The sequence below is a fragment of the Geobacter hydrogenophilus genome (assembly GCF_018501225.1).
Taxonomy (GTDB): Bacteria; Desulfobacterota; Desulfuromonadia; order Geobacterales; family Geobacteraceae; genus Geobacter; species Geobacter hydrogenophilus.
In genome coordinates, this window is sequence record NZ_JAHCZI010000007.1 from 123,153 (window position 1) to 136,902 (window position 13,750).

At 60.8% G+C, this 13,750-nt stretch carries 13 protein-coding genes; 9 read left to right on the forward strand and 4 right to left on the reverse strand.

Features of this window, described 5'->3' with window-relative positions; all coding sequences use genetic code 11:
- Positions 1-14 precede the first annotated feature (14 nt).
- The 9 genes from KI811_RS12505 to KI811_RS12545 all read left to right on the forward strand — a co-directional run bounded on the left by KI811_RS12505 (position 15) and on the right by KI811_RS12545 (position 9,442).
- Complete coding sequence (locus tag KI811_RS12505) at positions 15-902, forward strand: CHAD domain-containing protein (RefSeq protein ID WP_214186809.1); 888 nt, start codon at positions 15-17, stop codon at positions 900-902.
- Positions 899-2,440 (forward strand): Ppx/GppA phosphatase family protein, encoded by a 1,542-nt coding sequence (locus KI811_RS12510; protein ID WP_214186810.1) that lies wholly within the window; start codon positions 899-901, stop codon positions 2,438-2,440. The genes KI811_RS12505 and KI811_RS12510 overlap by 4 nt, the downstream gene beginning before the upstream one ends.
- A gap of 137 nt (positions 2,441-2,577) precedes the next feature.
- Positions 2,578-3,018, forward strand: a complete 441-nt coding sequence (locus tag KI811_RS12515) for a MarR family winged helix-turn-helix transcriptional regulator (RefSeq protein WP_214186811.1) — start codon at positions 2,578-2,580, stop codon at positions 3,016-3,018.
- A 71-nt stretch (positions 3,019-3,089) separates the two neighbouring features.
- Complete coding sequence (locus KI811_RS12520) at positions 3,090-3,680, forward strand: YceI family protein (protein WP_214186812.1); 591 nt, start codon at positions 3,090-3,092, stop codon at positions 3,678-3,680.
- A 137-nt stretch (positions 3,681-3,817) separates the two neighbouring features.
- Positions 3,818-4,471 (forward strand): hydrolase, encoded by a 654-nt coding sequence (locus KI811_RS12525; RefSeq protein WP_214186813.1) that lies wholly within the window; start codon positions 3,818-3,820, stop codon positions 4,469-4,471.
- 36 nt (positions 4,472-4,507) lie between these two features.
- A complete protein-coding gene (locus tag KI811_RS12530; RefSeq protein WP_214186814.1) occupies positions 4,508-6,379 on the forward strand; it encodes an amidohydrolase in 1,872 nt (623 codons plus the stop codon).
- 21 nt (positions 6,380-6,400) lie between these two features.
- Positions 6,401-7,654, forward strand: coding sequence for an amidohydrolase (locus KI811_RS12535; RefSeq protein ID WP_246551727.1), 1,254 nt, complete (start codon positions 6,401-6,403; stop codon positions 7,652-7,654).
- A gap of 56 nt (positions 7,655-7,710) precedes the next feature.
- Positions 7,711-8,490 (forward strand): 4,5-DOPA-extradiol-dioxygenase, encoded by a 780-nt coding sequence (gene ygiD / locus KI811_RS12540; protein WP_214186815.1) that lies wholly within the window; start codon positions 7,711-7,713, stop codon positions 8,488-8,490.
- 43 nt (positions 8,491-8,533) lie between these two features.
- Entirely contained in the window at positions 8,534-9,442 is a 909-nt protein-coding gene (locus KI811_RS12545; protein ID WP_214186816.1) for a pirin family protein, read from the forward strand.
- 311 nt (positions 9,443-9,753) lie between these two features.
- Here the strand turns inward: KI811_RS12545 and KI811_RS12550 are convergent, their stop codons facing one another.
- The 4 genes from KI811_RS12550 to KI811_RS12565 form a co-directional block, all read right to left on the reverse strand.
- Positions 9,754-10,572: an RMD1 family protein gene (locus KI811_RS12550; RefSeq protein ID WP_214186817.1), complete on the reverse strand. Its 819-nt coding sequence runs from the start codon at positions 10,570-10,572 to the stop codon at positions 9,754-9,756.
- Positions 10,573-10,695: 123 nt separating this feature from the next.
- Positions 10,696-11,622 (reverse strand): 4-deoxy-4-formamido-L-arabinose-phosphoundecaprenol deformylase, encoded by a 927-nt coding sequence (locus KI811_RS12555; protein WP_214186818.1) that lies wholly within the window; start codon positions 11,620-11,622, stop codon positions 10,696-10,698.
- A 71-nt stretch (positions 11,623-11,693) separates the two neighbouring features.
- Positions 11,694-12,734, reverse strand: a complete 1,041-nt coding sequence (locus KI811_RS12560; RefSeq protein ID WP_214186819.1) for a bifunctional UDP-4-keto-pentose/UDP-xylose synthase — start codon at positions 12,732-12,734, stop codon at positions 11,694-11,696.
- A 52-nt stretch (positions 12,735-12,786) separates the two neighbouring features.
- Positions 12,787-13,704, reverse strand: coding sequence for a formyltransferase (locus tag KI811_RS12565; protein ID WP_214186820.1), 918 nt, complete (start codon positions 13,702-13,704; stop codon positions 12,787-12,789).
- Positions 13,705-13,750 lie beyond the last annotated feature (46 nt).

Consider the following 13,750-nt stretch of genomic DNA (forward strand, 5'->3'; position numbering starts at 1 on the left):
CATGGAACAACGCTATGACGATTACGGCCCGAACGCCCCTCTGGGTCGCGGCGCCGGCCCTTTTGGCTATCCGGACCGATGATTTCCTCGGCCGGTGGCGCGAGGCCCTGAAGACCCTTGACCCGGAGGATATCCACGATCTGCGGGTCTCATCCCGCCGGCTGCGGGAGGGGTGCGCTCTCTTTTCCCCCCTCTATCCGGACGGGCTCTCACGGGTCATCCGGCGGGTCCGGAAGGTGACGAGGCTCCTGGGCCCCCTCCGCAATACCGACGAGGCCCTCCTCTTTTTCCGGGAGCTGTGTGCCAAGCTGCCGGAGCCGTGCGGGGAGGAGATCGACGCCATCCTTGCCCGCCAGGAGGTCCAAAGGAAAGACGAGCATCAGCGGCTCGCGGAAGGGCTTGAGGATCTCGATGCGGCAAAGACCAGCTCCACCTTCGCCCGAGCCGTGGCAAGGCCGGCAGTGTTCCCGCGACCCGATGTCGCTGTCGATCCCTCCACCCCCATCGCCTCCTTTGCCGCCGTGGCCCTCGATGAGCGCCTCGCCGACCTCCTTGCCCTGGCGCCGGCGGCCCGCCACGAGGGGGCGGTGGCGGCCCAGCACGCGCTACGGATCGCCGTCAAGCACTACCGCTACCGCATCGAGATTCTATCGTTCTTCATGATTGACGGCGCCGAAGAGGTCATTGCGACGTTAAAGACCTACCAGGAATGCCTGGGGACCATGCACGACCTGGACGTATTCGCCGACATGGCGCGGCACGAGGGGTTGCCTCCGGAATGCGAGTGTGTCATCCTCAATGTCATCGCGGAGCGGCGGAGGACATCCTTTGCCTGCTTCGGGGAACTGTTTGGGGAGCATCCCTTTGAGCTGATTGGAGAAGAAGTGAGGAGAGCACTGTGAAGAAAAACCGGCTTGCGGCCATCGACATCGGGACCAACTCCATCCGCTGCATCGTGGTGGAGGTGACGAAAAATGGCTCCTTCCGCGTCCTGGATGACGAAAAGGCCACGGTGCGCCTGGGAGAGGGGCTGGCAACGAGCGGCTCCATCTCCACCGCCGCCTGGGAGCGGGCTCTGACGGCCCTTTCCCGGATGAAGAAGATCGTGGACGGCTACGGCGTGAAGGCCATCGAGGCGGTGGCCACGAGCGCGGTTCGAAAGGCCGCCAACGGCGCGGCGTTCATCGCGGCCATTGCCGGGCAGGTGGGGGTTACTGTGGCGGTCATCAGCGGCGAGGAGGAGGCGGAGCTGGCGGCCCTTTCGGTGCGCAACCACTTCGACATGGAAGGCGCCCGTTACGCCATGGTCGACATCGGCGGCGGGAGCCTGGAGGTGGTGACGGCCCTTGGCTCCCACATCGAGGAGATCTATTCCCTGGAACTGGGGGCGGTCTTTCTCACCGAAAAGTTCATGGCTGGCGATGCCGCCCGGCAGGCCGCTCAGGACAAGCTCCGCAAGCACGTTCGATCCAGCCTCAAGGAGGTCTTTGCCGGGGAGCGGTCCCAGTTCCAGTGCCTCGTGGGCTCCGGCGGCACCATCACGGCAATCGCCGCCATGGTCATGGCCATGCGGGGGGAAGGGTACGGCTCGGTCCACCGCTACGAGGTGCTCCGTTCCGAGGTGGTGCACCTCCTCGCCATGCTCTCGCGCAAGACGATCAAGGAGCGGCGGGAGGTGCCGGGGCTCAACCCGGACCGGGCCGACATCATCGTGGCCGGGGTCACGGTGGTGGACGAACTGATGCGCTTTTTCGACGCGAACGTCCTGCGGGTCAACGAGCGGGGGATACGGGAGGGGCTCATCGTCAAGGCGCTCCGGACTCACGGCCTCATTCCCGGCGCTGAACAGCCCCGCACCTGGCGCGATGCGGTGCTGGAATTCGGCCGCTCCTGCCACATGGACGAGGAGCATGCCCTCCACGTGACCATGCTGGCTCTGCAGCTCTTCGACGCGCTGGAGCCGGACTTCACCATGGGGGAGGGGGCGCGCCGGATGCTGGAGGCGGCAGCTATTCTTCACGACGTGGGGTACTTCATCAACTACTCCAGCCACCACAAGCATTCCTACCATCTCATCCGCCACGCCGACCTTTTCGGCTTCACCCCCCGGGAGCGTGAGATCATCGCCAACGCAGCCCGCTATCACCGCAAGGCCCTTCCCAAGAAGAAGCACGATGCCTACGTGCGGCTCGCCGAGCCGGACCGGCAACTGGTAAGCCGCCTCGGCGGAATTCTCCGGCTGGCCGACGGCCTTGATCGGCGCCGCAGCGGCGTCGTCTCCGGCGTCGCCTGCTCCGTCTCCGACGGCACGGTCGTCGTCACCATCGCCAGCAGCGAGGACATCTCGGTGGAGCTCTTCGGCGGAAAGATCAAGGGGGATCTCTTCGAGGAGGCGTTCAAGAAGCGGCTTCTCCTGGTGGCGGAGCAGCCCCAGATTTGACTTGCACCTCGGGACATTGGCCTCCCAACCCTCAACTTCCAGAGAAATAACAGGGCAAAATATTGTGCTTGACTGTTTGTTTAGGTTGATATAATTTGACATTAAATCATATCACTTAAAACCAAACAGGATGTGACATGAAAACTCCAAATGACTCCACATACCGAGCCCTTAATACCTACACCAAGCTGATGCGGGCCGCGGAATCGGTAACCGGCAGGGTGCATCGCGCCCTGTCAGCACCAAAGCTGACAATCAGCCAGTTTGGCGTACTGGAGGCTCTGTACCATAAAGGCCCGCTGTGCCAGAAGGACATCGCCGCCAAAATCCTCAAGAGTACCGGCAACATCACCCTGGTGATCGATAACCTTGAGAAGCAGGGGCTGGTAAGACGAGAGCGCGACTCTGAAGATCGCCGTTATATAACCATCCATCTCACTGATGCGGGAGCAGCGCTGATTGCCAAAGTATTTGCGGATGTTGAGGCATCAATCGTTGCTGAAATGGATTCACTCACGGATAGCGAGCAGGAATTGCTGGGACATCTGTGCAAAAAACTGGGACTGAAAGGAGGGTAAAACTGAAGCAATCGTGTTTTTTAAAGTAAATAGTTCAATATTAAATAATTAAAAACCAAAGGAGTGCCCTCATGAAAAGGATTATCGCATCAATCAGCACCATCGTCGCCCTGTCTCTTCCGGCCTTTGCTTTCGCCTCTACCTGGACCATTGACCCCGACCACTCCAATGTCGGGTTCAAAGTCCGTCACCTGATGGTGTCCAATGTGAAGGGGAGTTTCGACAAGCATAGCGGCACCGTTGAACTTGATGACAAAGACATCACCAAGTCAAAGGTGAACGTCACTATCGACACCAGTTCCATCAACACGAACGTGCAAAAACGGGACGAACATCTGCGTAGCGCCGATTTCTTCGATGTGGCCAAATATCCGACCATGACCTTCGTCTCGAAGAAAGTGGCCAAAGCCGGCAAAGACAAGCTGAAAATCACGGGCGACCTGACCCTGCACGGGGTTACCAAACAAATAGTGCTGGACGTCGAAGGGCCGACGAAAGAGAGCAAAGACCCGTGGGGAAATATCCGCAAAGGCGCCACCGCCACCACCAAGATCAATCGCAAGGACTTCGGCCTGGTCTGGAATGCGGCCCTTGAAACCGGAGGGGTGGCAGTGGGTGATGAAATTACGATTACCCTGGAAATCGAGATGATCAGGAAGTAACGTTCGGCTTCGATCAGGTCGGGAGGAGAGACAGCACTATCCTCCCGACCTAGGCAAAGGATATTGTTGGTTGAATTGATGAGATACAAACGTAGACTTATTACAGGAGGTCACATTATCCAGGAAGGAGCCTAATCATGAACTACACGGAATTACTCACTCCACAGAACTCAGCCCTTATCCTCATCGATTTTCAGCCCCAGATGGTCTTCGGCGTCGCCAGCATCGACCGGCAGACCCTCTTCAACAATGTCGTGCTCCTGGCCAAGGCGGCAAAAATCTTCAACGTGCCGACCATCCTCACCGCGGTGGAGTCGAAGAGCTTCTCCGGCAACATGTGGCCGCAAATTTTAGACCTTTTCCCCAACCAGGAGCCGGTGGAACGAAGCTCCATGAACTCGTGGGAGGATGAGAAGTTTGTGGCGGCAGTGAAGGCGACCGGGCGGAAGAAGCTGGTCATGGCGGCCCTCTGGACCGAGGTTTGCCTGGCGTTCCCGGCGCTCGGGGCGCTCAAGGCCGGTTATGACGTCTATGCCGTGGAAGATGCCTCGGGAGGGACCAGCGTCACCGCCCACAATGCCGCCATGCGGCGCATCGAGCAGGCTGGTGCCGTGCCGATGACAGCATTACAGACACTCCTCGAATACCAGCGTGACTGGGCGCGCAAGGATACCTACGACGCCGTCATCGAAGTGGTGAAAGAACACTGCGGCGCCTACGGCCAAGGGGTGGAGTACGCCTACACCATGGTGCACGGCGCGCCCCCCAGCCGCAAAGCCACGGGGAAATGACCGGCAGGGGAGGTTTGCCGAGCGGGAGGTAACGCTATGAACGCACCCGACCTGATTCTGTACAACGGCAAGATCACCACCCTCGATAACGCCAAACCCCAGGTTTCGGCCATTGCCATGGTAGGAGGCCGCATAACCGCCACGGGGGGGGATGAGCTCCTCGGCACCGCAACTGAAAATACACAGCGGATCGATCTCAAGGGGCGTCGGGTCATTCCCGGCCTCAACGATTCGCACATGCATGTGATCCGCGGGGGGCTCACCTACAATCTGGAGCTGCGCTGGGACGGCGTTCCTTCGCTGGCCGACGGCCTGCGCATGCTGAAGGAGCAGGCGCAGCGCACCCCTCCCGGCCAATGGGTGCGGGTTATCGGCGGCTGGAGTGAATTCCAGTTCGCGGAACGCCGCATGCCCACCCTTGAGGAAATCAACGCTGTCGCCCCCGATACGCCGGTCTTCGTCCTGCACCTCTACTGTCGCGGCATGTTGAACCAGGCCGCACTCCGGGCCTGCGGCTACACGAAGGACACCCCCAATCCCCCCGCCGGTGAAATCCAGCGGGACGTGCATGGCAATCCCACCGGGCTCCTCATCGCCCGTCCCAATGCCGGTATCCTCTACGCCACCGTGGGCAAGCAGCCGAAACTCCCCCCCGAACATCAGATGAACTCCTCGCGGCACTTCATGCGCGAACTGAATCGCCTTGGCTTGACCTCCCTGGTGGACGCGGGGGGCGGATCGCAGATCTACCCGGACGACTACGCCATCATCGAGGAGTTGCACCGGCGGGGCGAAATGACCGTCCGGATGGCCTACAACATCTTCACGCAGAAGCCCAAGGAGGAAAAAGAAGATTTCCTCCGCTGCATGAAGCTGACCGCCCCCGGCACGGGTGACGATTTCTATCGCTGTAACGGAGCCGGAGAGATGCTGGTCTATTCGGCGGCGGATTTCGAAGATTTCCTGGAACCCCGTCCCGATCTTCCGCCCAGCCTGGAACAGGAGCTGAAAGAGGTCGTTTCGCTCCTGGCTGCCACTAAGTGGCCGTTCCGTCTCCACGCCACCTATGACGAGAGCATCTCCCGCATGCTGGATGTGTTCGAAGCGGTGAACAGCGATATTCCCTTCACCGATACACCGTGGTTCTTCGATCACTGCGAAACCATCTCCGACAAAAACATGGAGAGGGTCAAGGCGCTGGGAGGGGGGATTGCCATCCAGAACCGCATGGCTTTCCAGGGGGAGTATTTTCTGGACCGTTACGGGAAGCAGGCCGCGGAGCGGACCCCTCCGGTGCGAAAGATGCTTGATCTCGGCATTCCCGTGGGTGCGGGGACCGATGCCACCCGCGTTTCCAGCTACAACCCCTGGGTTTCCCTCTACTGGCTGGTGGCCGGGAAGACCGTCGGCGGCGCCCAGTTGTATTCCGAGGCAAACCGCCTCAGCCGGGAGGAGGCGCTGCGGCTCTATACCCAGGGGAGCAGCTGGTTCTCGGGGGAAAACGGCAGGAAAGGGGCCATCGCCGTCGGTCAACTGGCGGATGTCACCGCACTCACGGAAGATTACTTCACCGTAGCGGAAGAGAGCATCAAGGGGATCGAGTCGGTCCTGACCATCGTTGACGGGAAGGTTGTCTACGGTGCCGGGGAATTCGGGAACTTTGACCCGACGCCGTTGCCGGTGCTGCCCGAGTGGTCACCCGTAAAGGTTTATGGCGGGTACGGGGCGCCGCTGGACATGCGCAAAGCAGCCCGGTACGGCGTCCCGGTGCCCCAGCACCAGCACTCTGCCAAGTGCCATTCGCACGGCTGCAGCCATGCTGCCCAGCAGCTTCTGGCCGGTTGTAAAGCCGGTGCTGCCCGCTACAGCGACTTCTGGGGGCTGGGGTGCGACTGCTTTGCGTTCTAAACCACAAAAGATGGAGGGAACATGTCGCAATTTGCCAGTCAACTCTTGAGTAAAATCGAACAGATTTTGCCCATGATCGAGGCCATCTATAAAGATCTTCATCAGCATCCCGAGCTGTCTCTGCAAGAAATCCGTACCTCCGGCATCATCGCCCTGAAGTTGCGCGAAGCCGGTTTCGAGGTGACGGAACAGGTCGGCAGGACCGGGGTGGTCGGCATCATGAAAAATGGTGACGGTCCCACGGTCATGCTGCGTGCCGATATGGACGCCTTGCCCATGAAGGAAGAGACCGGGGTGCCTTACGCCAGCCGCGCGGAAGGGGTCAACGCCAAAGGAGAGACTGTCCCGGTGGCGCATTCCTGCGGGCACGACATGCACACCTCCTGGCTGCTCGGCACCGCCACGGTATTGTCGCTGGCGCGCGAAACCTGGCACGGCACGCTCATGGCGGTGTTCCAACCGGCGGAAGAAACCGCCCAAGGTTCGCAGGCAATGCTTGATGACGGCATGACTAAGCGTTTCCCACGGCCTGACGTCATAATGGGGCAACATCTGTTGCAGTATCGCGCCGGCACGGTGGGATGCCGTCCGGGGCAAGTCCTGACGTCCGGTGATAGTCTGCAAGTGCGCTTTTTCGGCAAAGGTGCCCATGGCGGTATGCCGCAAAACGGAATAGATCCGATTGTGATGGCCGCCTCAGCGGTACTGCGACTGCAAACCATCGTCAGCCGCGAAATATCCCCCCAGGCTCAGGTCGTGGTGACGGTGGGTGAGTTCCACGCCGGCACGGCGGAAAATATCATTCCTGCCGAGGCTTATCTGAAGCTGAATGTGCGGACCACGGACGAAGCCGTGCACGACCACGTGCTGGAAGCTATCAAACGGATCTGCATCGCCGAGGCCCGCGCCTCGCATGCACCGAAAGATCCGGAGTTCGAAGAAATCAACAATTACCCGTTGACCGTCAATGATGGCGAGACGGCGAAAAAGATCAGCGACGCGTTTCGCAGCCATTTCGGCGAGCGGTTCATCGACATGCCGTCGCAAGGGGCCAGCGAGGACTTCGGCCGTTTCGGAAAGGCCTGGAAATCCCCCTATACCTACTGGTTCGTCGGCGGTTGCGCACCGGAAAAGTACGATAAAGCGATGCAAGAGGGGACGGCAGCACATTTGCCCGGTCCCCATTCGCCATTCTGGGCGCCTGCCTTGCACCCGACATTACAAACCGGCATTGAAACCATGCTGACCGCCGCGGGTGTCTGGCTGGCCAAATAATTCAGGGCGGGAAGGACGATAATGTGAAGATGTTTTGACATGAAAAGGAGTTTTCAATGACCGATCTGATGCCGGCGATCTTCGTCGGACACGGTAATCCGATGAATGCCATTGCGCAGAATGCTTACACTGCCGGCTGGGCCGCCATCGGCACATCGATCCCCCGTCCCCGGGGGGTACTTGCCGTCTCCGCTCACTGGTACATTGCAGGGTGCGGAGTGACGGCCAATGCCGTGCCCCCCACTATCCATGACTTCGGCGGCTTCCCGAAGGAACTCTACGCGGTGCAGTATCCCGCCCCCGGGAGTCTGGAGCTTGCCCGGCGGGTGAAGGAACTTCTTTCCCCCCTCGAGGTGACCCTCGACGAGAGCTGGGGACTCGACCACGGCACCTGGTCGGTGCTGACCCACATGTTCCCGCGTGCTGACATTCCCGTCGTGCAGCTTGCCATTGACGAGCGGCAGCCTCCCCCGTTTCACTATGAACTGGGTAAGCGGCTGGCACCGTTGCGGGAAGAAGGGATTCTCGTCGTCGGCAGCGGCAATCTCGTGCACAATCTGCACTCCTATGCCTGGGGAAGGGATGGCGTCAACGCCTACGACTGGGCCGTGCGTTTCGAGCAGCGAGTGCGGGAACTGCTGCTGGCAGGAGACGATGCTCCCCTTGTGACGTACGAGGGGCTTGGCCGTGACGCCTTGCTCTCGGTTTCGACTCCTGACCACTACCTGCCACTGCTCTACACTCTTGGCCTGCGCAGGCAAGGCGACCCCATAGATTTCCCCGTTGAGGGGGTGGATGGTGGATCTGTCTCCATGCTGGCCGTCCGGATAGGCTGACCTGTATGAGGCGATGTCCCATACTGCAGAGAAAGGAGCTTCCATGACCACGCGGCACATCAAGAAGCTGTTCAAGAGCCGCCCCACCATCGAGGGGGCCGGCGTCCATCTCAAACGGGCCTTCGGCTATTCCCAGGTTCCCCAGTTCGACCCGTTCCTGATGCTGGACGATTTTCACTCGTCCAACCCCGCCGACTATCTCCCGGGTTTCCCCTGGCACCCCCATCGTGGGATTGAAACCATCACATATGTCCTGGAGGGGCTCGTGGAGCACGGGGACAGCATGGGGAACAAGGGGGGGATCGGCGGAGGCGATGTGCAGTGGATGACCGCCGGCAGCGGCATCATCCACCAGGAGATGCCCAGGGAAAGCCCCACCGGCACCATGTGGGGGTTCCAGTTCTGGGCCAATCTCCCGGCGGCACAGAAAATGATGCCCCCCCGCTATCGTGACGTGAAAGCGGCCGACATCCCCGAGGTGAAGCTGGCGGACGGCGTGACGGCGAAGGTGATCGCCGGAACGGTGGCCGGCGTCCAGGGACCGGTGCGGGACATCGTCATTGAACCGGAGATGCTGGATATCAGCGTCCCTGCGGGGACCCTCTTCCGCCACCCGCTGCCGGCGGGGCACACCGCCTTTGCCTATCTCCTGGCGGGGGAGGGGTATTTTGACGACTGCCGCGATGCCTATGCCCATGAGGCGGCCAGCGCCGGCTGGTGGGATACGGAACGCCGCTGCGTCTGCAGTGCGGAAACGGTGGTGCTGTTCGATCACGAGGGGGACGCCGTGCAGGTCACCACGACCGACAAGCCGGTCCGCTTCATCCTGGTAGCCGGGAGGCCGCTGGGCGAACCCATCGCCTGGTACGGCCCCATCGTCATGAACACCCAGGAGGAACTGCGGGTTGCCTTCGAGGAGTACGAGAAGGGAACGTTCATCAAGCACGGGTAAGTGTCGACTTCACGCGACGGTACGCTTTTCACCAACAGGGGGATGTTCAGGGAATAGTCCCAGGTTTAAGGAAGTTGTAACATCTCCGCAATATCGCCACGCTATGATGGGGCAAAAACCGTTACAGGAGGTCTGACCCATGAACATCATGCTGCTCGGCGACTACTACGTCTGGTACTGCGACTGGTGCGACACCCGCAATCTGACCCTTCAGCAGAAGTTTGCTGCCGGCACCGTAACCTGTGGGGCCTGCCACAGGCACTTCGATACCACTGCGCAGGAGGGGGAGCATTTCGCCTGTGCGGAGGGTTTTAGCCCACTTTGCGAAGCAGTTCGAAGATGTAGATCACGATTTCGATGAAGATGAGGATGATGATGATCCACTCAAGGCGCGAGGCGCGGCGAGCGTGGGCGAGGCCGGTGAAGACGCCGGTAATGTCCAGGAGCGTCTCACCCTTGTGCTTGATCTCGTTGTAACGCTGGTTAAGCTCGAAGATATTGGCCATGGTCAGGTAGAGCCGGTCCGCCACGGGGTTCTCCCAGGTGAATTCCGGCTTCTCCAGGACCATGATGTGGGAGATGGACTGGTATTTATAGGTGAGAACGTTGGCCGCCAGCTTTGCCAGGCGCCGGTCCGAGATTCCCAGCTTCCCCCGGTCGAGGAGGGCGATGATGGTTTCCATCTCGTCGAGAACCTGGTCCACCCGCTCCTCGATCCGCTCCAGGGCCACCGACTTGGCGATGACGAAGCAGATGGTGTCCACGTAGGCCGGATCGTACCCCGGCATGGTCGCCACGTCGTTGGTGACCTCCATCCCGTCTCCCCGCTTCAGCGAGTACTCGTCCCGGTACCGGATGGCCGGGTACTCCTTGAATGCCTCAGCATGGTGTCCCATGCTCCAGAAGAAGGAACCGATCTCCTCCTCCGTGCAGTTCACGAAGACCACCCCGCCGAAGTAGTAGAGATAGACCCTCTTGGTTTCTCCCCGATCCCCCGTAAGAGGTTTGAGGCTTGCCAGGTCGAGCACCATTGGCTCTTCCCAGCGATAGCGCCGGGGAAAGCCGAGGGACCCCGCCAAGCGGTTCAGGTCCAGTTCCCCCGAAAGGGCGTAGGCGGCAAAATCGATCATTGCATCCTCCTGTCAAAAAGCTTACCCGAGGGGGCAAGCGAGCGCAAACCCCGACTTCTCTTGATGAAATAAAAAAAGGCGCACCCTCCGGTACGCCCTTTCCTCTTTTATCGAGACTTGTCGTTAATCACGCATCCGCCTTCTCGGTTCCCTCACCATTTTCCCCTGGATCGCCACTTCGCCGGCTCGGCCGGGAAGCTCTCCCATCGCCAGATCGCAGCAGGGGATTTCTCCCCGATGGGCCTCTTCAGCCGCTTCGGCAAGGGTGACGAAACGGCAACCCTTCGCCTGGAGCCGCTCCAGGAGGTTGATAAAGGTAGGGGACAGTACCCCCCCCTCCAGTTCGGCATGGATGGTATGGACGTTGAGCCCCGGTTGTATCAGGGAGAGGTAGTGGTCGTTCACGGTTTCCGGCGTGATGCCGTTCTCGCCCAAGAGCTCGTCCATGGTGGGGAGGGTGGTCGGGATCTGGAGGGTGTGGAAACGCCGGTCGTCCATCACCGGGTAGAAGGGGTGGCTCCCCCGGCTGTCGCTGCAGTAGGAGAGGTAGAGGGCATCCTGGATTTCCAGGGAGTCGGCAGTGACGGTCCATCCCGGCGCCGCCGTGGTCTTGGCCCTCTTGTCGAGGATCTCCTCGAAAAGGGCGAAGGCCCTCCCCAGCTCCAGGGCGATCATGTTCCGCGGAATCCAGGGAAGGAGGTCGTGCCACTTGACGTGGTCCCAGCAGTGGATGCCCACCTCGTGCCCCCGGGCCGTGGTTTCACGCAGGACGTGGGGGAGCTTGTTGGCGATGATCGGCGGCGGCAGGAGGATGCCGTACATGAGCGTCCGCAGCCCATAGACCGACGGCGCCCTGGTCCTCAACATCTTCCGGAGGAACCCCTTGCGGGTGAAGATGCGGCGGATCGCCTTGCCGCTGTTGTCGGGCCCCATGGAGAAGTAGAACGTCCCCTTGATCCCGAAGCGGTCGAAGATCTCCAGGAGCCGCGGTACGCCGTCGCGGGTGCCGACGTAGGTGTCGACGTCGATTTTGAGGGCAATGGTAGGCATCAGGAATCCATTGTAGGGGCGATCCTTGTGATCGCCCGCTTGATGGAACAGGGCGAATACAAAATTCGCCTCTACAGAAGGTGTTCTATCTTCTCTTTTTCCTCGATCAGGTAGAAATCGAGGGTCTTCCGCAGCGCGTCGTCGATGACGGTCTTCGGCTCCCAGCCGAGCCGCGCCTTCGCGTTCTTCACTGAGGGGACGCGGGTCAGCATGTCCTGGTACCCCTTGCCGTAAAACTGGCCGGAGGAAACCTCGATAATCTTGCACGCCTCGGCCCGGGCGCGGTAGGCGGGATACTCCTTCACCAGGGAGATGAGCTTCTCCGCCAATTCCTTGACCGACAGGTCGTTCCCCGGGTTGCCGATGTTGAAGATGCCGCCGTCGGCGTTCCCGTCCTTGTTCTCGATGATTTTCATGAGGCAGTCGATGCCGTCCTCCACGAAGGTGAAGGAGCGGCGCTGGTTGCCGCCGTCCACGAGCTGGATCGGCTCGCCGGCCAGGATGTTGTAGAGGAACTGGGTCAGGACCCGGGAGCTCCCCTCCTTGGCGGTGGAGATGGAGTCCAGCTTCGGGCCGATCCAGTTGAAGGGACGGAACAGGGTGTAGCGCAGCCCCTCCTGCTCGCCGTAGGCGTAGATCACCCGGTCGAGCATCTGCTTGGCGCAGGAGTAGATCCAGCGCTGCTTATTGATGGGGCCGAGCATGAGCGGCGAGTTCTCCTCGTCGAATTCCCGGTCGGGGCTCATGCCATAGACCTCGGAGGTGGAGGGGAAGATGACCCGCTTCTTGTACTTCACGCACTGGCGGATGATCTTGAGGTTCTCCTCGAAGTCGAGCTCGAAGACCCGGAGCGGGTCCTTCACGTAGGTGACCGGCGTGGCGATGGCCACCAGGGGGAGAACCACGTCGCACTTCTTGATGTTGTACTCGATCCACTCCTTGTTGATGGTGATGTCACCTTCCAGGAAGTGGAAGCGGGGGTGGCCGATGGAGTGCTCGAGCTTGTTGTCGCTCATGTCGAGGCCGTACACCTCCCAGTCGGTGGTGTCGAGGATGCGTTTGGTGAGGGCGTTGCCGATGAAGCCGTTGACGCCGAGGATGAGGATTTTCATAGTCTCTCCAGTGGGTAAAATGTGACCGGCGGCGATCCTGCCGGCGGTGATGCTATGGGTTTGCGAACCTTTTCCCTGCGGGGTGGACGATGGCGGCAAAGCCGCCGGCCGCAACCTCATCCTCCCCTTCGGGCTGTAACGAGGTGATTTCCAGGAGCCCCTCGCCGGTTCCGACGACCAGGGGATTCTCCGTGACCACCATCCCCGGCTCGGCGCTTCCCGGAAGTGGCCGGGTGCTCCAGATAATGACTTTCTTCCCCTCCAGATAGGTGAAAGCGCCGGGGTAGGGGTGGGTTACGCCACGAATGAGGTTGTAGATCCGCACAGCGCTTTTCGTCCAGTCGATGAGGCCGTCGGCCGGCTTGCGGCCGCCGAAGTAGCTCCCTTCCGCCAGGTTCATGGGGATGCGGGGGGCGGTTCCCGCCGCCAGCAGGGGGTACGCGCGGGCGATGATCGTCACCGCTGCCTCGGTCACCTTGGTGAAGACGTCGAAGGAGGTGTCGGTGAAGGCGATGGTGACCTTCTCCCGGTCCACGATGTCGCCGGCGTCGGGCTTCGCCACCATGTGGTGGAGTGTGGCGCCGGTCTCGGTCTCGCCGTTGATCACCGCCCAGTTGACCGGCACCCTCCCCCGGTACTTGGGGAGGTAGGAGCCGTGGAGGTTCAGGGCGCCGAGGCGGGGTATCTCCAGAACCTCCGGCTTGATCATATTCCGGTAGTAGAAGGAGAAGAGGAGATCGGGGGCAATCTCCCGCACCTTTGCCACGTTGGCCGGCTCGTTGATGTCGGTGGTCAGGTACGGGATGCCGTGGCGCTCCGCCAGCTCCCGCACCGACTGGAACCAGATCTCCTCCGTGGGCGAGTCCTCGTGGGTGAAGACGAGCCGCACGTCGGCCCCCTGCTTCAGCAGTTCCTCCAGGCAGCGGTAGCCCACATTGTGATACGCGCAGACGACTACTTTCTTACTCATATTCAATAACCTCAGCCCGTTCCGGGATGTCGATTTTTCGTCAGGT

Bases quoted from the DNA above. Each gene is read 5' to 3' on its own strand.
- KI811_RS12505 (WP_214186809.1), top strand. From the start codon at position 15: ATGACGATTACGGCCCGAACGCCCCTCTGGGTCGCGGCGCCGGCCCTT.
- KI811_RS12515 (WP_214186811.1), top strand. From the start codon at position 2,578: ATGAAAACTCCAAATGACTCCACATACCGAGCCCTTAATACCTACACC.
- KI811_RS12520 (WP_214186812.1), top strand. From the start codon at position 3,090: ATGAAAAGGATTATCGCATCAATCAGCACCATCGTCGCCCTGTCTCTT.
- KI811_RS12525 (WP_214186813.1), top strand. From the start codon at position 3,818: ATGAACTACACGGAATTACTCACTCCACAGAACTCAGCCCTTATCCTC.
- KI811_RS12530 (WP_214186814.1), top strand. From the start codon at position 4,508: ATGAACGCACCCGACCTGATTCTGTACAACGGCAAGATCACCACCCTC.
- KI811_RS12535 (WP_246551727.1), top strand. From the start codon at position 6,401: ATGTCGCAATTTGCCAGTCAACTCTTGAGTAAAATCGAACAGATTTTG.
- ygiD (WP_214186815.1), top strand. From the start codon at position 7,711: ATGACCGATCTGATGCCGGCGATCTTCGTCGGACACGGTAATCCGATG.
- KI811_RS12545 (WP_214186816.1), top strand. From the start codon at position 8,534: ATGACCACGCGGCACATCAAGAAGCTGTTCAAGAGCCGCCCCACCATC.
- KI811_RS12550 (WP_214186817.1), bottom strand. From the start codon at position 10,572: ATGATCGATTTTGCCGCCTACGCCCTTTCGGGGGAACTGGACCTGAAC.
- KI811_RS12555 (WP_214186818.1), bottom strand. From the start codon at position 11,622: ATGCCTACCATTGCCCTCAAAATCGACGTCGACACCTACGTCGGCACC.
- KI811_RS12560 (WP_214186819.1), bottom strand. From the start codon at position 12,734: ATGAAAATCCTCATCCTCGGCGTCAACGGCTTCATCGGCAACGCCCTC.
- KI811_RS12565 (WP_214186820.1), bottom strand. From the start codon at position 13,704: ATGAGTAAGAAAGTAGTCGTCTGCGCGTATCACAATGTGGGCTACCGC.